This is a genomic window from Mariniluteicoccus endophyticus (assembly GCF_054780035.1).
Genome location: NZ_BAAGXC010000017.1, coordinates 179260 through 199864 on the forward strand (window position 1 = coordinate 179260; position 20605 = coordinate 199864).

A 20605-nucleotide genomic window follows, 5' to 3' on the forward strand; every position below is an offset into this window, starting at 1 on the left:
GCCGGACTCATCCGCCGAAGAGCGCGCCCCTGATGCCGCCGTCTTGGTCGTCGTCCTCGTCGTCCTCATCGGGGTCGTTGAAGCGCGGGTCGTTGTCCCAGTCCTCGTTGCGGCGCTGGGCCGTCACGAGCGCCTGCTCGGCCTCGTCGCGCGAGTTGTAGGGGCCCATGCGGTTGTCGGCGCGGTCGCCGTCGTACTGCTCGACCTGCTTCGTCTTGAGGTTGTAGTACCACTGTCCTTCAGCCATGCGCCCAGTCTGGCGTACATGCCGGGCCCCGCGGGAGTGCCCCCGCTGAGGTGGAGGGCGTAAGGTGACGCAGCGTGAGCCTCGTTCAGCAGTTCCCCGTCTCCCCCATGCGCGCCGTCCCCCGTGACATCCCGCGTCCCGAGTACGCCGGCCGTCCCGCGCCGCGACCCTACGACGGGCCGCTGATCCAGCCGCCGGAGGTCATCGAGAACATGCGGGTGGCCGGTCGACTCGCCGCACAGGCGCTGGTCGTGGCGGGCGAGGCCGTGGCCCCCGGCGTCACCACCGACGAGATCGACGCGATCGTCCACGAGTTCCTGTGCGACCACAAGGCCTACCCCTCGACGCTCGGCTACCGCGGGTTCCCTAAGGCCTGCTGCACGTCGATCAACGAGGTGATCTGCCACGGCATCCCCGACGCGCGCCCGCTGGAGGACGGCGACCTGGTCAAGATCGACATCACCGCCTTCATCGGCGGCGTCCACGGCGACAACTGCGGCACGTTCTTCTGCGGCGACGTGGACGAGGAGTCCAAGCTGCTCACCGAACGCACCCACGAGGCCATGATGCGCGGCATCAAGGCGGCGAAGCCGGGCCGTCAGGTCAACGTCATCGGCCGCGTCATCGAGACCTACGGCAAGCGCTTCGGCTACGGCGTCGTCCGCGACTACACCGGCCACGGCGTCCACACCGCCTTCCACTCCGGTCTGGTCATCCCCCACTACGACGCGCCCCAGTTCAACGACGTCATCCAGCCCGGCATGACGTTCACCGTCGAGCCGATGATCACCCTCGGCGGGATCGACTGGTACCAGTGGGACGACGGCTGGACCGTTGTCACCAGGGACCACTCGCGCGTGGCGCAGTTCGAGCACACCATCCTTGTGACCGACAACGGCTTCGAGATCCTCACCCTCCCCTGAGGCTCGTGACGGGTTGACCCTCCCCCGGCGGGAGGTCCGAGCGTGGGAACAACCGAAGGAAAGGAATCCCATGTACTCGATCGGTCAGTTCTCCCAGCTCACCGGGCTCTCGGTCAAGGCGTTGCGCCACTACGACGCCGAGGGGCTACTCGTCCCCGCCGACGTCGACCCGTGGTCGGCGTACCGCCGCTACGACGGCTCGCAGATCCGCGACGCCGCGACGATCTGCGTGCTGCGCGCGATGGACCTCCCGCTCGTCACCGTCAGGGAGGCGCTCGCCGACCCGAGCCGGGTCGACGAGATCGTCGACGCGTTCGTGGCGGAACGCGAAGAGCGCCGCCGCCGCGAGGACCAGATCACCGCCGACGCCCGCCGCGCCCTCGCCGGGTATGCCGCCCCCACGACGCCGCAGCGGCGACATGCCGATGCCCAGCCCTGGGTCGGGCTGGTCTGTCGGATCAGCTTGGAGGACGTCGACGTCGACGAGCGCTCGGCGGCGTTCAACGAGCGCTTCAACGAGTTCTACCGGCGCGCGCACGACGCCGGCCTGGAACCGCTCGGTCACTGGTGGATGACCTCCGACGACACCGGCGACAGCAGCGAGCTCGAGTGCACCTGGGGGATCCCCGTACGCCACCTGCCCGACGGGCCGCTCACCGACGACCCGGACGAGCGCAGCGGCACGCTGCCCGCCCGCACCGAGGTGTACACCGAGCTCGAGGTCGACGACTCCGAGGCCGATCGCCTCCTCGAGGCGCCGCACCCGCTCGTCGTCGCCTTCCTCGGGGCCGGGCTCGAACCGGACGTGGACGTGCGGCAGGTCCACATCCCGGGGCCCGACTCGTTCAGGCTGCAGGTCGTCGCCGACCTGCCCTGACCTCCCCGGAATGTCCCGGTGGGACGGGAATGAAGTTGCGGGCATGTGAGAGTGCTGCGGAGCCCCCGACGTCCGGCCGCGGGCGCGACCACGGTTCGCCGGGGACGTGCCCGCGGTGGCACACTGGGACGACGACGAGGCGTCCAGGCGATCGCGGCGTACGCATGCGTACGGCGAGGAAAGTCCGGGCTCCACAGAGCAGGGTGGTGGGTAACACCCACCCGGGGTGACCCGCGGGACAGTGCCACAGAGAACAGACCGCCCCTTCAGGGGTAAGGGTGAAAAGGTGGTGTAAGAGACCACCGGCATCCCAGGCGACTGGGGTGGCCAGGTAAACCCCACCCGGAGCAAGGCCAGACAGGGAGCGTTCGAGGGCTGCTCGCCCGAGCTCCCGGGTAGGCCGCTCGAGGCCATCGGCAACGGTGGTCCTAGATGGATGATCGCCCGAGACACAACCCGGCTTATCGGACGCCTCGTCGCCAACTTCCCCCTGTCGGGGCCGGCGCCCGGTCAGCGCACCTGCGTGAACTGCGAGACACCGGTCCTGACGTCGGCGGAGTCGAGGCGCGCGCGGACCTCCTGGCCCAGCGGCAGCTTCGCCCCCTTCACGTTCGCCTCGACCGCCGGATCGGTGATCTGGAACCGCGCGCGCCCCTTCTGGGGGTCGGCGTCGACGACGGTGCCGGTGAACACCTCGCCGATGCGGCCCGAGAGCACCAGCGTCTCGACGAGATCGACGACGCCACGCTCGAACTTCTTCGAGCGGCGGTCGGACTCGGCCATCTCGTCGGGCAGCTGCGGCAGCGCGTCGATCACCCAGCGCGGCACCTCCTCGCCCGCGCAGATCGCGACGCAGGTCTCCCCCACGTAGCGGTCGACGAGGCGGCGCAGCGGTGCGGTGGCGTGCGCGTACTCGGCGGCGATCGCCGCGTGCTGGACGTCTTGGGGCACCATGCCGTGGAAGTCTTGGTAGCCGGCACCGCGGAATAGGCTGGTGCAGGCGTACATCATCGCCTTGTGGCGCCCCTGGGTCGGGTCGAGGGAGCGGACGAACTCCGGGTAGTCCATCTCGGCCGGCCACGCGATGTGGAGGGCCTTCGCGGTGTTGCGCAGGCGGCGCAGCGCGCCGTTGTCGGCCGGCGGAAGCGTGCGCAGGACACCGACCTCGGCGTAGAGCATCAGGCGGGCGGCGGACATGCCGGTCATCAGCGAGATCTGGGCGTTCCAGCCCTCGACGGGCAGCGGCGTGCGGAACTCGAGCTCCCAGCGGTCACCGTCGACACGGACCTCCTGCTCGGGGATGTCGAGCGATACGCCACCACGCTGCTTCTCGAGCTCCTCGCGCAGCAGACCCACCTCCTTGAGCAGCTGCAGCGACTCCGACGCGGTTCCGTCCTCGAGCTGGGCCTGGACGCCCTCGTAGGTGAGCTGTTCGCGGCTGCGCACCAGCGCACGCTCGACGGTGGGATCGGCGCACTCGCCGCGCGCGTCGAGCACCATCTTCCACACCAGGGCGGGGCGCACCTGGCCGGGCAGCAGCGACGCCGCGTCCTCCGACAGCTGGGGCGGGTGGAGCGGCGTCCGCCGGTTGGGGGCGTAGAACGTCTGGCCGCGGCGATGGGCCTCCAGGTCGATCGGGTCGCCGGCGGTGACGAACGCGGCGACGTCGGCGATCGCGTACCAGACCGTGTAGCCCTCCCCCGTGCGTTCGATGAAGACCGCCTGGTCGAGGTCCTTCGCGCCGGGCGGGTCGATGGTGACGAACTCGATGTCGGTGAGGTCGGCGTCGGGCAGCCGCGGTGCCGCAGCGGCCTTCTCGGCGGCGGCCAGCACGTCGGCGGGGAACTCTTCGGGCACCTCGAGCTCGTCGCGGAGACGGTCGAGCCCCTCGACGAGCGGGGTCGGGACGTCGGTGTCGCGCAGGCGCACGTGACGGCTCGGCATGGATCCTCCTCGTTCGGGTTTCGCCAGCCTAGCGGTCGCCCCCGACAGCCCTCGTGGGCCCGCCCTCAGGCCTCGCCGCGACGCAGGACGGCGTGAGCGGTCGCCTCGTCGACGACCAGGTCGGTCGCCACGTGCGCGTGCAGCGCCGCCACGAGCGCCGGCACCTTCGCCTCGCCGGCCACGACGCACACGCGCCGCGGCACGCGCTGCAGCTCGGCCGGGTTCAGCCCCGTCGCCCTCTGGTTGAGCTCGATGTCGTCCCACGAGCCGTCCTCGCGCAGCAGGACGGTGCACACGTCACCCACGACCCTCTGACGCCGCAGCTCGGCGACATCGGTCGGCGACAGGTAGCCCGAGGCGTACACGTGGGACGGGACGGTGCCGCCGAGCGCGCCCACGCCGAAGACGGCCAGGCCGATCTTGCGCTGCACCGCCAGGACCCTGCGTACGCTGCGCTCGGCCCACATCGCCTGCTTGGTGGCGGTGTGGTCGAAGAACGCCGGCACCGGGAAGTGGACGGCCGTGGCGCCGAACGCATCGGCGGCCGCCGACAGGATGGCACCGGCGTGGGGGATCCCCGACGAGGTCGGGTTCACCGCCCCGTTCATCTGCACCACCGTCACGCCGCTCGTGCGCCGGGGCACGAGATGCTGGACCAGAGACGAGATCGTCGTACCCCAGGCCAGCCCGACCACCAGGTCGTCGGCGACCCACTCGGACACGAGGCGGGCAGCCGTCAGGCAGACCTTGTCGACGCGGGCCAGCTCCGGCGTACCGTCGCGCACCGGGACCACGTGCGCGCGCACGCCGAACCGCTCGGCCAGCCGGCGTCCCACGACGTCGGCGGAGCGGTCGGGCTCGCCGACACTGATCTGGACGATACCCCGCTCGCGCGCCTCCTTGAGCAGGCGCGACACCGACGACCGCGAGACGCCCAGGTGGTGGGCGATCGACTCCATCGTCTCGTCCTGAACGTAGTACAGAGTGGCGGCACGGTGCAGGTCGACGTCACGGGCCATGCGCCGACTTTACGCGTACCCCTACGCCGACGCGACGGTCGCGGGTCTAGGGTCGAGACATGAGCGACGAGAAATATGTGCTGGCCATCGACCAGGGCACGACGAGCTCCCGTGCCATCGTGTTCGACCACGACGGGACGCCCGTCGCCCAGGGCCAGCTCGAGCACGAGCAGATCTTCCCGCGGGCTGGCTGGGTCGAGCATGACCCCGTCGAGATCTGGAGGAACACCCGCGAGGCGATCGGCACGGCGCTGTCGAAGCAGGGCATCAACCGCCACCAGGTCGCCGCGGTCGGCATCACCAACCAGCGCGAGACCGTCGTCGTGTGGGACAAGAGCACCGGCGAACCGGCCTACAACGCCATCGTCTGGCAGGACACGCGTACGCAGAAGATCTGCGAAGAGCTCGCCGCCGACGGGGGCGTCGACCGCTTCAAGGAGGCCGTCGGCCTGCCGCTCAACACCTATTTCGCGGGCCCCAAAGTCAGGTGGATCCTCGACAACGTCGACGGCGCCCGCGAGCGTGCCGAGGCCGGCGACCTGCTCATGGGCACGATCGACACGTGGCTGTTGTGGAACCTCACCGGCGGTGTCGACGGGGGCGTCCACGTCACCGACGTCACCAACGCCTCACGCACCATGCTCATGAACATCAAGACCCTCGACTGGAACGCCGACGTGTGCGAGGCCATGGGCATCCCGATGTCGATGCTGCCGGAGATCCGTTCGTCGTCGGAGGAGTACGGCCGTGGCGCGCGGAACAGCCTGCTGATCGACACCCCGATCTCCGGGATCCTCGGCGACCAGCACGCAGCGACGTTCGGCCAGGCCTGCTTCGAGGAGGGCATGGCGAAGAACACCTACGGCACCGGCTGCTTCCTGCTGATGAACACCGGAAACGAGCCGGTCATCAGCGAGAACGGCCTGCTGACGACAGTCTGCTACAAGATCGGCGACCAGGACGCGGTGTACGCGTTGGAGGGCTCGATCGCCGTGGCCGGCTCACTGGTGCAGTGGCTCCGCGACAACCTCGGCATGTTCGACAACGCCCCCGACATCGAGAAGCTCGCCCGCGAGGTCGAGGACAACGGCGGCGCCTACTTCGTCCCGGCGTTCTCGGGCCTGTTCGCACCGTACTGGCGCTCCGACGCGCGCGGAGCGCTGGTCGGCCTGACGCGCTACATCAACCGCAACCACATCGCCCGCGCGGTGCTCGAGGCGACGGCTTTCCAGACCCGTGAGGTCGTCGAAGCCATGAACGCCGACGCCGAGGTGGAGCTCACCGAACTGAAGGTCGACGGCGGCATGGTCGCCAACGAGCTGCTGATGCAGTTCCAGGCCGACCAGCTCGGCGTCGACGTCGTCCGCCCGAAGGTGCCCGAGACCACGGCGCTGGGCGCGGCGTACGCAGCCGGCATCGCCGTCGGCTTCTGGGAACTCGAGGACGTCAGGGACAACTGGGCCGAGGACCACCGCTGGTCGCCGCAGGTGGACGACGGCGAGCGCGAGCGGTTGTTCCGCAACTGGAAGAAGGCCGTCACCAAGACGTTCGACTGGGTCGATGAGGACACCGAGCGGGACTGACACCCCGAGACCCGCACCCAGACCGGCGTGATCTGGAAACGACGGGGTGGGAGGTCCTGCGTCAACTCCCCACCCCGTCGCGGCGACCGGCTGCGTCCATCTGTCCGGGGCAGGGTCAGGCGGACTCGGAGGAGCGCACGAGGATGCGTCCGCACTCGTCGCAGGTGACGACCTCGTCGACAGGCGCGGCGAGCATCTCGCGCAGCTCGGCGGCGTCGACCTCGAGGCGGCAGCCGGTGCAGCGCCGTTGGGCGAGCTCGGCGGCGCCGGTGCCGCGCGTCGCGGCGATCTTGTCGTAGCGGGCCAGCAGCGGCTCGGGCAGCGACTTCGCCAGCTCGGCGCGGGCGGTCGCGTTCTCGTCGACGTCTGACTGGATCTCGTGGAGCTTCGCGTCGCGCTCACGCATGACGCTGCGGATCTCGTCCTCGAGGGCGGTGCGACGCTGGGCGATCATGTCGAAGTGCTTCTGGGCGATGTCGACGGCCTCCATGAGTTCGAGCTCGGCGTCCTCGAGGTCGCTGATGCGCTTGTCGAGGTGTTCGATCTCCTCGATCATCGAGCGCAGGGCCTTCGGGTCGCCGGCGCCGGCGTCGACACGCTCCTGGTTGCGGGCTCGGCGGGCGCGGACCGGTTCGAGGTCGTTCTCCGACCGCTTCACCTCGCGCTGGACGTCCGACAGCTTCGTCTCTGACTCGGTGTAGTCCTCCATCAGTTGCTTGCGCTCGGCCATCATCTCGGCGATGCGGGCGTGCTCGGGCAGCGACTTCTGCTGGTGGGCGAGCTGGGCGGCACGGGTGTCCATCTCCGCGAGCCTCAGCAGGGACCTCTGCGCGGTCGGATCAGCCTTCATGCGGGTGCGCCTCCTCATTCGTGCCCCGGTCGAGGGGCTTCTGCCGATCCTAGTGCGTTCGGGCGCCGTCAGACGTCGGTGCGCTCGTAGGCGGCCAGCTCGAGCCACCACTGCGTCGCCCCGAGCGCCTCGACGAGCGGCGCGACCACGACGCGCCGATCGGCACCCAGGTCGCGCTTGAGGAGGAGCCCGACGGCACCGGGGTCGTCACCGGACCAGCGCAGGCCGAGCATGTGGTCGCCGTCCACGACGTACACCTCGGCGGGCTCGCGGCCGCTGGCCAGGCCGCGCAGGATCGCCAGTGTGGGTCCGGGGTCTCCGTCGGGGGCGCCGAGCACGCTGAGGTCGCGTCCGTCGAGACCCGGCCACGAGGCTTCGGCGACGTCGCCTACTGCCGGGTGGTCGAGCACGGCCACCGTCGCGCCCGCGGGCGCGACGAGGCGGGCGTCGCCGGTGAGCGCGAGCTGGAGGTGGACGGCATGGGTCCCGTGCGCCAGCGGCCCGGGCACGTCGCGCGGGGACTCGTCGGGCGCCAGCGCGTACGCCAGCTGGAGCGTGGGCTCGCTCTGCTCCACGCGGCGGGTGAGGCGGCCGTGGGCGGTATCGACGTACGCCGACTGGCGCGTCCCCAACCACACCCGGTTCCAGGCGTCGCCGTGGTCGGCCGCGCCGAGCAGCCCGGGAAAGCACTCCTCTCCGCCGCCGGCGTCGATGAACGGGACGCCGGGCTCGACGCGTTCGGCACGTTCGAGCGCCACGGCGCCGTCGGGGTTGGTCCACAGCCACTCGCGGGTGTCGGTGGTCAGCGACCACCAGCGTCCCCCGTGGTCGAGGTCGGTGTGCCAGATCAACGGCACGGGCCGCCACTGGGGATCGGTCGTCATGCGCGTCCTTCCATCCGCTGGTTCCAGCGCAAGACCGCCGGAGACTCCTTCTCGAACCCGAGGACCGAGACCGTCGCGGTCTCGAGCGGGAAGCTCGCGCCGCGGGAGATGTCGAGCTCCAGCCAGCTCAGCGCCAGCACCCGCAGCGAGTGGCCGTGAGCGAACACGAGCGCGCGCTCGACGCCGGAGGTGCGTACGCGCCGGACCACGCGGCCTAGCCGCGCCATCACGTCCTCGCGGGACTCGCCGCCGGGGACGGGGTGGGTCCAGATGCGCCAGCCGGGCTGGTCGCGGCGGATCTCGTCGGAGGTGCGGCCCTCGTAGTCGCCGTAGGCCCACTCGGCCAGGTTCTCGTCGACCTCCGCGTCGGCGAAGCCCGCGATCTCCGCTGTGCGGCGCGCACGCAGGCGCGGGCTGGTCAGCACAAGCCCGAAGTCGGCGGGGTCGAGGCGATCACGCAGGGCCTCGGCCTGGCGTACGCCCTCGTCGGTCAGGTCGAGGTCGGTCACCGAGGTGTGCTGCCCCGAGCGGCTCCACTCGGTCTCGCCGTGACGGACCAGCCACAGCTGCGTACGCGCGGTCTCCATGTGTTTCTCCTATGTCAAGCAGCGGCCGTGAGGCAAGTCGTGGCGGGCTGCTGGACGGGTTGGGTGGTGTTCTTCAGGGTGGTGAAGACGATGCGGACGAGGTGGCGTTTCAGGCAGCGGAGGGCTTCCCGGTTCGACATTCCCTCGGCCTTCTTCTTCTCGTAGTAGGTGTGTCCCAGGCTGCCGCGCAGTCTGGTCTGGGTGACCGCGATCCGGTGGATCGCGCAGTTGACCTGCCGGTTCCCCGAGCGGGTCATCCGAACGCGTCCCTCGGTACGGCCGGACCACACCGGGATCGGCGCGATGCCCGCGTGCCGGGCCAGCTGCGCCTCGCCGGGGAAGCGGTCGATGCCACCAATCTCGCCGACCAGCTTCGCGGCGGTCAGCTCTGCGCAGCCGGGCAGTGCCACCAGTTGCGGCGCACGCTGGCGCACCAACACGCCGATCCGACGCTCGAAGGTCTTGATCCTATCGGTCAGGGAGATGACGTCGGCCAGCTCATCCAGAGCCAGCTCTGCCACGATGCTGCGCGGCAGTTGTTCCAGCCAGGCGCGCAGGGCCTGCTGGTGCTTGGCCAGGTCCAGCCCACGCGACTTCACCTCGTGCTCGGGGTCGAGCTCGTGGACCCGCCACAACAGGCTGTTGATCGTGGCGGTCCGCTGCCTGACCAGGGTGTCTCGCCGGTCGGTGAGCAGTTTCAGTTCCCGTGACTGCTCGTCATGGTGGGCCCGCGGCAGGTCGGGCTCGCGCAGCGCGGCCCTCGCGACCGCGAGCGCGTCGATCGGGTCGGACTTGCCCCGGGTCCGGGCCGAGGCACGGGCCTGGGCCATCATCTTCGGCGGGACCCGCACGACCACCTGCCCGGCCGCCAACAGGTCGGCCTCCAACCGGGCCGACAGGTGACGGCAGTCCTCGATCGCCCACTCCAGCTCGTCCCCGAACCGCTGCCGGGCCCAGCGCAGCGCATCCCGGTGACCGGGTGTGGTCGCCCTCACCGTGACCTGCCCCAGCTTGCGTCCAGCCCGGTCGACCGCGACGAAGGTGTGTGTCTTCTTGTGAACATCGGCTCCAACGACAACCATGGTGGTTGCCTCCTTCCACCTGATCAGTGCAGGGACGGTTGGGCCGGTCGGCGGACACATCTCAGTGGGGGCGGTGCCACGCTCCTATCAAGTCACGCCGGCCGGTCCGTCACACCAGCCGCCGACAAAACGCATGCACGCCACGAAGGCACCCAGGCTACGAGTCAGACGACCGGTGATCAGGATCCAACCACCGCGACCAGCCGCGGTGCCATCACCCTGACACTGACGTTCAGGCTAGCGGGCGTGGCCGTCAGCCATCGCGCGGCGGCCGTGCCGGATGGTCAGGGGCTCGCCGGAGCGCAGATGGGAGACGACGAGCTGTTCGAGGCGCGAGGTCGTCGGGAGGGTGTCGGGATCGACCTCGCCGCGGCGGCGGAACGTGAAGAACACGGCGTCGTCGGTGCCCGGACTTGGTTCGCCGAACAGCTCCCACTGCGCGGCGAAGGCGGCGATGTTCGAACCCGGCAGGCCCGCGGCCAGTGTCTCGTCGAGCAGCCACGACTCGCAGTGGAACCACTGGGGCCGGATGTCGGCGTACCACTGGCCGAACGCACGCTCGGCCTGCGCGAACGAGTCCTCGACCGCGTCGGGGTCGAGCGGTCCGGTCTGCGGCACGTGCACCGACAGCACCACCGTCCCGCGGTGCGGTGCGACGTCGAGGCGGTCGAGGGCGAGCTGGAGACGTCCGAGCTGGAGCAGCGCCCCCGACCAGCACAGCGTCAGCCAGTCCTGGGTGTGGAGGCCTGGCTCGCCGTACGTCAGCCGGTTCACCCACACCTGCCGCCCAAGGTCTGCCAGCGATGCCCACGAGACATCGTCGTCGACGCCGCGCGAGCGGTGGTAGGCGTGGACGGCGTCGGCCGTCGCGAGGAGTGCCATCAGCGGCAGCACGCCGCGGCCCAGCGGACCGGTGGCGTCCTGCGGGTCGAACACCTGGCGCTGCTCGGGGACGAGATCACCGATGCCGGCGACGAGCCGGTCGGCCAGCAAGCCGACGCGCTCCATGTCGTCCCTGTCGGCGAGGACGGCGTACGCCAACTCCCGCGTAGCCGCCGCGTCGTCGGGTCGGAGACCGAGCCGTTCGAGACGGCCATCGGTCAGCTGGGCGCGCAGGCGATCGGACCACTCCATGACGCCTATGATGCGGGTTGCAGCGCAATCCGCGACAGTCCGGTGCGATCCCGGGCCGGAAAGGGACACCATGAGCCAAGAGCAGCCGAAGCAGCCCAAGCGCCTCCCCCAGTTCTCCGAGGCGTTCAAGGCCTTCATCACCACCGGATGGGCCGACGACGACGTGGTGCCCGATCCCCTCCCCGCCACCGCGTGGACCCCGGCTCGTCGCGCCAGACTCAGCGAGCTGTTCCCCGGCGACCGTCTCGTGATCCCCGCCGGCGGCCTCAAGGTTCGCAACAACGACTGCGACTACCGCTACCGCCCCCACTCGGCGTTCGCCCACCTCACCGGTCTGGGCACCGACCGCGAGCCGGACGCCGTGCTGGTGCTCGAGCCGATCGACGGCGACGAGGGCGAGGGCGGCCACGACGCGACCCTCTACTTCAAGCCGCGCGCTCCGCGCGACGCGGAGGAGTTCTACGCCAACCCCCGCTACGGCGAGATGTGGGTCGGCCGCCGCGAGTCGCTGGCCGAGATGGAGCACCTGACCGGTCTGTCGTGCGCCGCCGCCGACGAGCTCGACGACGCCCTGGCCAAGAACGCCTCGGCCACCCGCATCCGTGTCGTCCGCGACGCCGACGAGCGCATCACCGCCCTCCTCGACTCGCTCGAGCGTCGGGGCGACCAGGAGTCCGACGACGAGCTCGCCACCGCCCTGTCCGAGCTGCGTCTCGTCAAGGACGAGTTCGAGGTCGACCAGATGCGTGAGGCCTGCGCCCAGTCGGCCAAGGCCTTCGAGGAGGTCGTCAAGCAGCTCCCCGAGGCCGTGCGCCGCGGTCGCGGCGAGCGCTGGGTCGAGGGCGTCTTCGGCCTTCACGCCCGTCACGTCGGCAACGCCGTCGGCTACGACACGATCGCCGCGTCGGGCGACCACGCGTGTACGCTGCACTGGATCCGCAACGACGGCGACCTCGACGAGGACACTCTGCTGCTGCTCGACGCCGGCATCGAGCTCGACACCCTCTACACCGCCGACATCACGCGTACGTTGCCCGTCACCGGCCGCTTCAGCCCCGCCCAGCGCAAGGTCTACGACGCGGTGCTGGCGGCGCAGGAGGCCGGCATCGCCGCCGCCAAGCCGGGCGCGAGGTTCGCCGACGTTCACGCCGCCGCGATCCGCGTCATCGCCGAGCATCTCGCCAAGTGGGACATGCTGCCGGTCGACGTCGAGGAGACCCTCGACCTCGAGGCCGGCGGCCAGCACCGCCGCTGGATGGTCCACGGCACGTCCCACCACCTCGGCATCGACGTCCACGACTGCGCCCAGGCGCTCGCCGAGAACTACCGCGAGGGCACGCTGAAGGAGGGCATGGTCGTCACCGTCGAGCCGGGGCTGTACTTCAAGTCGAACGACCTCCTCGTCCCCGAGGAACTGCGCGGCATCGGCGTACGGATCGAGGACGACATCCTCATCACCGCCGACGGCAACGAGAACCTGTCGGCGATGCTGCCGCGCACGGCCGACGAGGTCGAGGCCTGGATGACCGGGCTGCTCGGGGACTGACGTGCCCGACGGCAAGCGGCACCTGCCGACCCCCTCGCTGAAGCCGTTCCGCGCGTTCGGCGTGCGCACCGACGCCGTCCTCGAGTCGGTCGGCCGCGCCGAGGCGGAGTCCCAGCCACCCAGCTCAGTGGTCGCGTGGGCGCTCTACGAGAACGGCGAGCGCGTCGACTGCGACGACCTCGACGTCGCCACCGGGCACGCCGTCGCCGGACGCGGGTTCGTCTGGCTGGGCCTCAAGGACCCCTCCGACGACGACATGGCGGGCTTCGCCACCAAGTTCAACCTCCACCCGCTGGCGATCGAGGACGCCGTCGAGGGCCACACACGCTCCAAGCTGGAACAGTTTGGCGACACCCTGTTCGCCGTCATCTCGACCGTCGCGTACGTCGACCACGCCGAGCTCACCGACTCGTCGGAGATCGTCTCCACCGGCCAGGTCATGGTCTTCGTGGGCCAGAACTTCGTCATGACGGTGCGGCGCGGCGAGCACGCCCAGCTGCGTACGCTGCGCTCCCGCATGGAGGCCGAGCCCGGGCGACTCGCGAACGGCCCCTACGAGGTGCTGTACGCCGTGCTCGACAAGATCATCGACGACTATCTGGCGGTGGTCCAGGAGTTCGAGACCGACATCGAGGAGGTCGAGACCGACGTCTTCGCCCGCCAGGGCAAGACCGAGATCGACCGCGTCTACCAGCTCAAACGCGAACTGATCGAGTTCAAGCGGTCGGTCGTCCCCCTGGGTGCCCCGTTGGCGGCGCTCGCCACCCGCGATCTGGCCGCGATCCCGGCCGAGGCCCGCGCATACTTCCGCGAGCTGTCCGACCACCACGTCGAGGCCCGTGAAGCGATCCAGTCGTTCGACGAGGTCCTGACGACGATCATGTCCGCCGCACTCGCACGCCTGTCGTTCGACGACAACCAAGACATGCGCAAGATCTCCGCCTGGGTGGCCATCGTCGCCGTGCCGACCATGATCGCCGGCATCTACGGCATGAACTTCGAGAACATGCCCGAGCTGAAGATGCAGTACGGCTACTACGGCGCCCTCGGCCTCATGGCGGCGGTCAGCTTCGCGCTGTTCATCTTCTTCCACCGCAACAAGTGGTTGTAGGAGTGGGCTGACCCTCGAGCGCGGACATTGTTCCCCGAGCGCCCGCACTGTTCTCCGAGCGAGATCGCCCCGACGACACTTTTCTCCGAGCGAGGCCGCCCACGGCCGAGACGAGGAGCACCCACGCACCGACTCAGCCTGCTGGGGTGCGGGCTGCGTGGCGAGCGCTCCGCGATGGGACGCCGAGCCGCCTGCCTGTGTGTGTCCCGTTGGCTTGCGGCGTCTTTACGCCGCTCCCGCGCTACCCACTCCGCGCACACCTCTCACATGCCGCACAAGGCACCCAAGCACCACCCTCGGAACGCGGCCCACACGGCCCGGCCACGCCCTCCGCGCGAGGCCGCCCACGGCCAAGACGAGGAGCCAGCCCGCCCCCGTCCCTCCCGACCACGTGCACGGATCAGGAATTGTCAGTCCCGCTCCCTAGGATTAGAACATCAGTACACATCCGGAAAGGAGAGGGCGCATGTGCGATGCCCCCGTCGCCACGACCCTGCAATCCCTACCCGACAGGCCTGCTCTGATCGGTGGGCTCCGCGACACCGCCGAACGCATCCGGCAGGCCGAGATCGACCAGCTGCTCCTGATCGCCGCCTGCGCCCAGGCCTACTCCTGGATCGACGAGTACGCCGACCACGACGCCGACGCCCGCGTCCTCCACGGCGAACGCCTGTTACCGGTCGGGGCTGACGGGACCCCCTATGTGGCCGAGTTCCTGGTGTTGGAGGTCGGGCCGGCGTTGGGGGTCAGCCCGGCTGCGGCATCCCAGCAGATCACCGACGTGCTGAACCTGCAGCACCGTCACCCGCGCCTGTGGGCGCACGTGATCGCCGGACACGTCCGCTTCGCTGCCGCGAGGAAGGTCGCGCAGACCGTCGCCGCGCGCGGCCTCCCGCAGGCGCTGGCGCTGCGGGTCGACGAGCGGTTGGCGCCGTGGGCGCCGGGCTGGGGCACCACCAAGATGGTCAACCAGGCCGAACGCCTGTGTGCGGTCATCGACCCCGAAGGCGAGGAACACCGCCGCCAGCGCGCGCTCGACGAACGCTACGTCAACACCCAACCCGCAGGAGGCGGGGTCATCGAGCTGTCCGCACGGCTCGACGGCCCAGCCGGACTCCGACTCGAGGCCACCATCACCGAACTCGCCGGCATCCTCGCCGACCAGCCCGACCCGCTCCTCACTACAGAGCAGCAGAACGCTCTGGTGGCGTGGCCCGCCGGAGCCGACCGCAGCCCCCGTGCCCGAGCCCTTGAGCTCCTCGGCACCCCCGCCAAAGCCGCAGCCCTCCTCGCCGCAGGTCGTACCGCCGCAGGCACAGACCACAGCGGCACGCAGCACAGCGGCCCAGACCAAACCGGCCCGGATTGCACCAGCCCGGGCGCCCGCTGCGGTGGTGGTGTGAGCCGTGCCGTCGGCGCCACCTCCAGCCCCCACATCGACGACGCCCATGGCTGCGGCAGGCACGCGTGCGTGACGAGCCCGCCCAGTGCCGGCACGGCGGGTGACATGGTGCTGCAGCTGGAGGTGCGGGTCCGGCCCGACGAGACCGCCCGCGGTGCCGGCGGAGAGGTCACCGGCCTGGGTGTGGTCGCACGCTCCCAGCTCGACCAACTCCTCGCAGACGCGTCGAAGGTCATCGAGCGCCCAGTCGTGGACCTCAACGCCGATCACCAGACCTCCGGCTACGCCCCGACACCAGCACAACGGTGGGCCGTCCTCGCCCGGGAACAAGTGGTGGCGTTCCCGTTCGCGACCAGGAGTCCCCGGTCAAGGTTTGCGGATCTGGATCATGTGGTGCCCTGGCCCATGGGGCCGACCGCGACGCACAACCTGATCCCGCTCGACCGTCGGGCGCACCGGGCCAAGACCCACGGCCGGTTCCGCGTCGAACCCGTCCGACCCGGCGTGGTCAAGTGGACCACCCCCACCGGGCAGACCTACTGGGTGTCCCCGCATGGCACCTTCACCGACGACCCGGCCGTCGAACGCAAGCTCGACCCCAACGGTGTCCGACGACGCACGCGCGCGGCGACACGCCAGGCAGCCCGACTCGCGCGAGACAACGCGCGGGCCGCACTCGAAGCCGAAGCCCGACAGGCCGCCGCCAGACTCCTCGAACGAGCACCCGAACTCATCCCCCTCGACCCCGCCCTCCACCAGCCCGGTCGTCTCGGCCCGGCAGAAGCCCGAGCCGCCTGAAACCAGATCCGCGTCCTGGAACCAGAAGGACCCAATGGCCCTTCCGCAGCCGCTCAAGCCCGCCGAGCCACCCCCACCGGCAGCCGTCACCCCCGCGGTCGACGGCCCGTCGGCATGCCCTCAGGCGCCTGCCGCGGCGTGCAGGCACGCGTGAATCAGTCGTCCTGCACTCATGAACCAGGCACTGACACAAAACGGGTGGAGCCACAGATGGCTGAGCATGATGCTGTACCCATGGCTGCCACCCCCTTCACCGCCAAGCCGACGCTCACCGCTGCTGTTCCACGGCGGATGGATCGACGTGCACTACATGGCGATCCTCGCGAACGCGTCCTGACATCCCCGACGGAAGCAGGCCGACATCCCCGACGGGAGCAGGCGAAGGCGCGTACGAAAATCGGTCAGGCGGGGTTCACTCGAACAGGTGGGCGCGGCCGCCGGGGCGGTTCATGAGCTTCTCCCGCGCCTCGGCGGCGACCTTGTGCTCGCACAGGACCTCGAAGCGCGTCGGCACTGTCTGCGTCATCGACACGAAGTCACGCTTGCCACCGCTGAGGGAGTAGCCGATCGCACCGAACACGACGCTGAAGCCGATGGACACCAGCAGCGCCATGATGATCATGGCCGTGGGCGACCCCTGACCGAACACGACGAGCAGGATGCCGACGATGAGGCCGGTGCTGATGCCCGACGTGACGGCCTGCTGGATGACGGTCCCCCAGTCCTTGCGGCCGCGGATCCGCTCGACGAGCTTGAGCTCGGTGCCAACGATCGCCAGGTTCTCGACAGGGAACTTCTGGTCGGCGAGGTAGTCGACGGCGGCCTGGGCGTCGGCGTACTTGTCGAACATCCCGACCGACTGCGGGAAGTCGAGCTCGAAGCCAAGCCCCGAGAACGGCTGCATGCTGGCCATGGTCAGTCCTCTCCGAAGACGCAGAACTCGTTGCCCTCGGGATCGGCGAGGACCGTCCACGCGCCCTCCCGCGAGATGATAACGGCGCCGGCCGACGTGAACTCCTCCACGCTACCCGAGACGTCCCAGTGGATCCGGTTCTTGACCTGCTTCGTCTCGGGAACTGGCGCGAAGACGATGGAGTCGTACGGGAGCCCGTCGCCCTCGACCCACCACCAGGGCACACCATCCTCGGTGCCGGCGGTCAGCCCGAGCCGGTCGGCCCACCACCGGGCCTGTGCCTCGGGATCGGCCGCGTCGACGCCGAGCTCGTAGAGCCGCTGCGCGGGCACGTCGTGGCGGACGAACGCGCACAGTTCCAGCCCGTCGGGCGCCTCCATGACGGTCCAGCCGTGCGAGTCGTCGAGCGATCGCGCGCCCAGCGCCTCCAAGTCGGCCACGGCAGCTGTGTGCACGTCCAGGTGTACGCGGGCCTTGTGCTCCTTGGGCTCGGGGACCTCGTTCACCCAAAGGTTCAGGCGCGGGTCGTCGGCATGGACGAGCACCTGCGGCTCGCCCCAGGGATGGCCGGCGCGGTGCGTCAGTCCGAGCGCTGCCGACCAGAACGCGACGGAGGCTCGCTGGTCGGTCGTGTCGAGGCACAGGTCCTTGTAGTGGGCCACCCCTCAGCCCTCCGCCGTCGGCGACAGCCCTGCGGCCTCACCCTTGGCGACGATGCGCTGGGCGACCTTCATGCCGGCCTCGTCGACCATCTCGTCGTCGACGACGATGGCACCGACCGCACCCCCGGCCTCGGTGGTGGCCGCCGCGTACGCCTCGACCATGCGGTGGGCCCGGTCGAAGTCGTTCTGCGCCGGGGTGAACACCTCGTTCCCGGCGGCGACCTGGTCGGGGTGGAGCACCCACTTGCCGTCGTAGCCGAGCGCCGCGGCACGCCCCGCCGAACGGCGGAAGCCCTCGACGTCACGGATCGCCACGTACGGCCCGTCGATCGCCAGCAGGTCATGGGCGCGCGCGGCGACCAAGATCGAGAACAGCGGGTGGTGGAACGCATCGGCGATCTCGTAGCCCTTCGGCTGCTCGCCGACGTTCGTCGACGCCATGCCGACCGACGCCATGAAGTCGCCCGGACCGAACACCAGCGACTGCATGCGCGGGCTGGCACCGGCGATCTGCTCGGCGTTCAGCAGTCCGCGCGCGTCCTCGATCTGGGCCTCGATGCCGATTCTCCCGACGGGCAGGTCGTGCGTACGCTCCACCTGCGTCAGCAGCAGGTCGAGCGCGACGATGTGCTCACGCGACTGGACCTTCGGCAGCACGACGGCGTCGACGTGCGCGCCGGCGGCGCCGATCACCTCCGTGACGTCCTGGTAGGTCCACGGCGTCGTCCAGTCGTTGACGCGGACGGTGACCGTGGGCGCCGTCCACTCCTCAGCCAGCGCCGAGACGATCATGGTGCGGGCGGTGGCCTTCGCCGTGGGCGCGACGGCGTCCTCGAGATCGAGGAAGACGGCATCGGCCCTCAGACCGCGCGCCTTGGTCAGGAAACGCTCGGAGGATCCAGGGACGGCAAGGACGGTGCGGCGTACGCGGGGCTCGCTCATGGCGTCAGCCTATGCTCTCCCCCGTGTCCGAGGACCTGAGCCCCGGCTACGAGGTGTTCCACCACGACCTCGGGGCGCTGCTGGACTTCCATGCCCGCGTGCTGGGCTTCGAGCTCGACGATCATGATCCGGGTGCCGACTAGGTGGCGGCCCGTCCGGGGCGCGCTGCAGGTCGGATGCTGTCGTCGGGCCGACGTCCCGAGCCAGGTCGAGGACTGCGGCGACCGCACGGCCCCGAGACCGTACGCGACCGGCGCCGGTACGCTTCCCCGGTGAGCACCTCGACGTCGATCTTCATCTCCCGCATCCGCGGCCTGCCCGTCGTCGACGCCGGCGGTGACCAGATCGGTCGCGTACGCGACGTCGTGATCCAGACCCGCACCGAGGGCCGGGCGCCCCGCTGCAAGGGTCTGGTCGTCGAGCTGTTCGCCCGCCAGAAGATCTTCATGAACATGGCGCGCGTCCACTCCATCGACGGCATGCAGGTCGCCATCCAAGGTGTGGTGAACACCCGCCGGTTCAGCCGACACGCCGCCGAGACGCTCGCCGTCGAGGACCTGTTCGACCGCCACGTCAAGCGCCGCAACCACGACGAGGCGTACGCGGTGTACGACATCTCCATCCGCGAGGTGCGCAACCGCGAGTGGGAGCTGTCCGAGGTCGCGCTCCGTGAGGCGAAGAGTCGACGCTTCGGTCGCCGCCCCCACGTGACGATCGTCGACTGGGACGAGGTCGACGTGCTGCGCCCCGAGGCGACCGCGGCACGCGACAACGAGACGATCCTCGCCGAGATGGAGGACATGCACGCCGCCGATGTCGCGCGCGAGCTCCACGACCTGCCGCCGGAGCGGCGTTCGATCATCATCGCGGCCCTCGACGACAAGAAGCTCGCCGACGCCCTGGAGGAGCTCCCGGAGGACGAGCAGCTCGAGGCGATCCAGGGCCTGGAGGCCGAGCGCGCCGCCGACATCCTCGAGGAGATGGACCCCGACGACGCCGCCGACCTCATCGCCGGGCTCAACCCGACCATGGCCGAGGACCTCCTGCGCCGCATGCAGCCCCAGGACGCCTCCGACGTGCGTCGGCTGCTCGTCTATGAGGAGTCGACCGCGGGCGGCCTCATGACGCCCGAGCCGGTCATCCTCCCACCAGACGCCACGGTCGCCGACGCGCTCGCCCACGTACGCAACGAGGAGCTCTCCCCCGCCCTGGCGTGCATGGTGCATGTGTGCCGCACGCCGCTGGAGACCCCGACGGGTCGCTACCTCGGCGGGGTCCACATCCAGCGGCTCCTGCGCGAGGCACCGTCCCTGCTGGTCTCCCAGCTCATCGACTCCGAGCTGGAGCCCCTGCCCGTCGACGCCCCGCTCAGCCGCGTGTCGCGCTACTTCGCGACGTACGACCTCGTCAACGCGCCCGTCATCGACGACCAGCACCGCCTCGTCGGCGCCGTCACCGTCGACGACGTGCTCGACCACATGCTCCCCGACGACTGGCGTGGCGACCAGATGGACGAGGTCGAGCCGACCGACGACCTGGCTGAGGAGGTGAACCATGGCGCGTGAGCGCACCCGCCGCGTCGAGGACCGGCTCTCGACGCCGGGCCGCGAGCGGCCCCTGCTGCCGCAGATCAAGTTCGACTCCGATGCGTTCGGTGTGTTCGCCGAACGGTTCGCCCGCTTCATGGGCACCGCGCGCTTCCTCATCTGGATGACGGTGTTCATCGCCCTGTGGGTGGTCTGGAACGTCGTGGCCCCGAAGGCCCTGCGGTTCGACGAGTTCCCCTTCATCTTCCTGACGCTGATGCTGTCGTTGCAGGCCTCGTACGCGGCCCCCCTGATCCTGCTCGCGCAGAACCGCCAGGAGGCCCGCGACCGAATCCAGGCCGAGGACGACCGCAAGCAGGCCGCCCAGTCGCGTGCCGACATGGACTACCTCGCCCGCGAGATCGCCTCGGTACGCATGAACGTCGGTGAGCTCGCCACCCGTGACTTCATCCGCAGCGAGCTGCGCCGCAGCCTCGAGGACAGGGACAGGGACAGGGACAGGGACAAGGACAAGGACAGGGACCCGCGATAGCCGACCGCCCGGTCGTTCATTT

At 70.1% G+C, this 20605-nt stretch carries 19 protein-coding genes and 1 other RNA gene; 9 read left to right on the forward strand and 11 right to left on the reverse strand.

Annotated elements, in window-relative coordinates:
- Positions 1 to 7 precede the first annotated feature (7 nt).
- Entirely contained in the window at positions 8 to 247 is a 240-nt protein-coding gene (locus ACYVGD_RS08115) for a hypothetical protein (RefSeq protein WP_460742728.1), read from the reverse strand.
- A gap of 107 nt (positions 248 to 354) precedes the next feature.
- Here ACYVGD_RS08115 and map point away from each other — a divergent pair, with 107 nt between their 5' ends.
- The 3 genes from map to rnpB all read left to right on the forward strand — a co-directional run bounded on the left by map (position 355) and on the right by rnpB (position 2527).
- The gene (gene map, locus ACYVGD_RS08120; protein WP_460742908.1) at positions 355 to 1170 is read left to right on the forward strand and encodes a type I methionyl aminopeptidase; all 816 of its coding nucleotides are present in this window, start codon (positions 355 to 357) and stop codon (positions 1168 to 1170) included.
- Positions 1171 to 1240: 70 nt separating this feature from the next.
- A complete protein-coding gene (locus ACYVGD_RS08125) occupies positions 1241 to 2047 on the forward strand; it encodes a MerR family transcriptional regulator (RefSeq protein ID WP_460742729.1) in 807 nt (268 codons plus the stop codon).
- Between the two features lie 135 nt (positions 2048 to 2182).
- Positions 2183 to 2527: RNase P RNA component class A (gene rnpB, locus ACYVGD_RS08130), an RNA gene on the forward strand.
- Positions 2528 to 2557: 30 nt separating this feature from the next.
- On the opposite strand, the gene ACYVGD_RS08135 is transcribed toward rnpB, so the two are convergent.
- Entirely contained in the window at positions 2558 to 3991 is a 1434-nt protein-coding gene (locus ACYVGD_RS08135; protein WP_460742730.1) for an RNB domain-containing ribonuclease, read from the reverse strand.
- Positions 3992 to 4056: 65 nt separating this feature from the next.
- A complete protein-coding gene (locus ACYVGD_RS08140; protein WP_460742731.1) occupies positions 4057 to 5010 on the reverse strand; it encodes a sugar-binding transcriptional regulator in 954 nt (317 codons plus the stop codon).
- A gap of 59 nt (positions 5011 to 5069) precedes the next feature.
- On the opposite strand from ACYVGD_RS08140, the gene glpK reads away from it, so the two are divergent.
- Complete coding sequence (gene glpK / locus ACYVGD_RS08145) at positions 5070 to 6593, forward strand: glycerol kinase GlpK (RefSeq protein WP_460742732.1); 1524 nt, start codon at positions 5070 to 5072, stop codon at positions 6591 to 6593.
- Between the two features lie 115 nt (positions 6594 to 6708).
- Here the strand turns inward: glpK and ACYVGD_RS08150 are convergent, their stop codons facing one another.
- The 5 genes from ACYVGD_RS08150 to ACYVGD_RS08170 form a co-directional block, all read right to left on the reverse strand.
- Positions 6709 to 7443 carry a zinc ribbon domain-containing protein gene (locus tag ACYVGD_RS08150; protein WP_460742733.1) on the reverse strand — a complete coding sequence of 245 codons (735 nt, stop codon included), beginning with the start codon at positions 7441 to 7443 and terminating at the stop codon, positions 6709 to 6711.
- A gap of 68 nt (positions 7444 to 7511) precedes the next feature.
- Positions 7512 to 8327: a hypothetical protein gene (locus ACYVGD_RS08155; RefSeq protein WP_460742735.1), complete on the reverse strand. Its 816-nt coding sequence runs from the start codon at positions 8325 to 8327 to the stop codon at positions 7512 to 7514.
- Entirely contained in the window at positions 8324 to 8914 is a 591-nt protein-coding gene (locus tag ACYVGD_RS08160; RefSeq protein WP_460742736.1) for a histidine phosphatase family protein, read from the reverse strand. Before ACYVGD_RS08160 ends, ACYVGD_RS08155 begins: the two co-directional genes overlap by 4 nt.
- A gap of 14 nt (positions 8915 to 8928) precedes the next feature.
- Positions 8929 to 10056: an IS110 family RNA-guided transposase gene (locus tag ACYVGD_RS08165; RefSeq protein ID WP_460742737.1), complete on the reverse strand. Its 1128-nt coding sequence runs from the start codon at positions 10054 to 10056 to the stop codon at positions 8929 to 8931.
- A gap of 177 nt (positions 10057 to 10233) precedes the next feature.
- Complete coding sequence (locus ACYVGD_RS08170) at positions 10234 to 11130, reverse strand: acyltransferase domain-containing protein (protein ID WP_460742738.1); 897 nt, start codon at positions 11128 to 11130, stop codon at positions 10234 to 10236.
- Between the two features lie 70 nt (positions 11131 to 11200).
- Here ACYVGD_RS08170 and ACYVGD_RS08175 point away from each other — a divergent pair, with 70 nt between their 5' ends.
- The 3 genes from ACYVGD_RS08175 (at position 11201) to ACYVGD_RS08185 (ending at position 15987) form a co-directional block, all read left to right on the forward strand.
- On the forward strand, positions 11201 to 12676 hold the full coding sequence (locus tag ACYVGD_RS08175; RefSeq protein WP_460742739.1) for an aminopeptidase P family protein: 1476 nt from the start codon (positions 11201 to 11203) through the stop codon (positions 12674 to 12676).
- Between the two features lies 1 nt (position 12677).
- Complete coding sequence (corA, locus tag ACYVGD_RS08180) at positions 12678 to 13787, forward strand: magnesium/cobalt transporter CorA (protein WP_460742740.1); 1110 nt, start codon at positions 12678 to 12680, stop codon at positions 13785 to 13787.
- Positions 13788 to 14253: 466 nt separating this feature from the next.
- Complete coding sequence (locus ACYVGD_RS08185) at positions 14254 to 15987, forward strand: HNH endonuclease signature motif containing protein (protein ID WP_460742741.1); 1734 nt, start codon at positions 14254 to 14256, stop codon at positions 15985 to 15987.
- Positions 15988 to 16399: 412 nt separating this feature from the next.
- Here ACYVGD_RS08185 and ACYVGD_RS08190 read toward each other — a convergent pair whose 3' ends face one another.
- Genes ACYVGD_RS08190 through ACYVGD_RS08200 form a run of 3 tightly spaced genes read right to left on the reverse strand, consistent with a single transcriptional unit; the run spans position 16400 to position 18504 of the window.
- Complete coding sequence (locus tag ACYVGD_RS08190; RefSeq protein WP_460742742.1) at positions 16400 to 16900, reverse strand: YflT domain-containing protein; 501 nt, start codon at positions 16898 to 16900, stop codon at positions 16400 to 16402.
- 2 nt (positions 16901 to 16902) lie between these two features.
- A complete protein-coding gene (locus tag ACYVGD_RS08195) occupies positions 16903 to 17562 on the reverse strand; it encodes a VOC family protein (RefSeq protein ID WP_460742743.1) in 660 nt (219 codons plus the stop codon).
- Positions 17563 to 17565: 3 nt separating this feature from the next.
- Positions 17566 to 18504 (reverse strand): HpcH/HpaI aldolase/citrate lyase family protein, encoded by a 939-nt coding sequence (locus ACYVGD_RS08200; protein WP_460742744.1) that lies wholly within the window; start codon positions 18502 to 18504, stop codon positions 17566 to 17568.
- Between the two features lie 272 nt (positions 18505 to 18776).
- On the opposite strand from ACYVGD_RS08200, the gene ACYVGD_RS08205 reads away from it, so the two are divergent.
- Together ACYVGD_RS08205 and ACYVGD_RS08210 are read left to right on the forward strand one after the other, a co-directional pair.
- Complete coding sequence (locus ACYVGD_RS08205) at positions 18777 to 20069, forward strand: magnesium transporter MgtE N-terminal domain-containing protein (protein ID WP_460742745.1); 1293 nt, start codon at positions 18777 to 18779, stop codon at positions 20067 to 20069.
- The gene (locus ACYVGD_RS08210; RefSeq protein ID WP_460742746.1) at positions 20059 to 20583 is read left to right on the forward strand and encodes a DUF1003 domain-containing protein; all 525 of its coding nucleotides are present in this window, start codon (positions 20059 to 20061) and stop codon (positions 20581 to 20583) included. Before ACYVGD_RS08205 ends, ACYVGD_RS08210 begins: the two co-directional genes overlap by 11 nt.
- The last annotated feature ends 22 nt before the right edge of the window (positions 20584 to 20605 follow it).

Bases quoted from the DNA above. Each gene is read 5' to 3' on its own strand.
- ACYVGD_RS08115 (WP_460742728.1), bottom strand. From the start codon at position 247: ATGGCTGAAGGACAGTGGTACTACAACCTCAAGACGAAGCAGGTCGAG.
- map (WP_460742908.1), top strand. From the start codon at position 355: ATGCGCGCCGTCCCCCGTGACATCCCGCGTCCCGAGTACGCCGGCCGT.
- ACYVGD_RS08125 (WP_460742729.1), top strand. From the start codon at position 1,241: ATGTACTCGATCGGTCAGTTCTCCCAGCTCACCGGGCTCTCGGTCAAG.
- ACYVGD_RS08135 (WP_460742730.1), bottom strand. From the start codon at position 3,991: ATGCCGAGCCGTCACGTGCGCCTGCGCGACACCGACGTCCCGACCCCG.
- ACYVGD_RS08140 (WP_460742731.1), bottom strand. From the start codon at position 5,010: ATGGCCCGTGACGTCGACCTGCACCGTGCCGCCACTCTGTACTACGTT.
- glpK (WP_460742732.1), top strand. From the start codon at position 5,070: ATGAGCGACGAGAAATATGTGCTGGCCATCGACCAGGGCACGACGAGC.
- ACYVGD_RS08150 (WP_460742733.1), bottom strand. From the start codon at position 7,443: ATGAAGGCTGATCCGACCGCGCAGAGGTCCCTGCTGAGGCTCGCGGAG.
- ACYVGD_RS08155 (WP_460742735.1), bottom strand. From the start codon at position 8,327: ATGACGACCGATCCCCAGTGGCGGCCCGTGCCGTTGATCTGGCACACC.
- ACYVGD_RS08160 (WP_460742736.1), bottom strand. From the start codon at position 8,914: ATGGAGACCGCGCGTACGCAGCTGTGGCTGGTCCGTCACGGCGAGACC.
- ACYVGD_RS08165 (WP_460742737.1), bottom strand. From the start codon at position 10,056: ATGTGTCCGCCGACCGGCCCAACCGTCCCTGCACTGATCAGGTGGAAG.
- ACYVGD_RS08170 (WP_460742738.1), bottom strand. From the start codon at position 11,130: ATGGAGTGGTCCGATCGCCTGCGCGCCCAGCTGACCGATGGCCGTCTC.
- ACYVGD_RS08175 (WP_460742739.1), top strand. From the start codon at position 11,201: ATGAGCCAAGAGCAGCCGAAGCAGCCCAAGCGCCTCCCCCAGTTCTCC.
- ACYVGD_RS08185 (WP_460742741.1), top strand. From the start codon at position 14,254: ATGTGCGATGCCCCCGTCGCCACGACCCTGCAATCCCTACCCGACAGG.
- ACYVGD_RS08190 (WP_460742742.1), bottom strand. From the start codon at position 16,900: ATGGCCAGCATGCAGCCGTTCTCGGGGCTTGGCTTCGAGCTCGACTTC.
- ACYVGD_RS08200 (WP_460742744.1), bottom strand. From the start codon at position 18,504: ATGAGCGAGCCCCGCGTACGCCGCACCGTCCTTGCCGTCCCTGGATCC.
- ACYVGD_RS08210 (WP_460742746.1), top strand. From the start codon at position 20,059: ATGGCGCGTGAGCGCACCCGCCGCGTCGAGGACCGGCTCTCGACGCCG.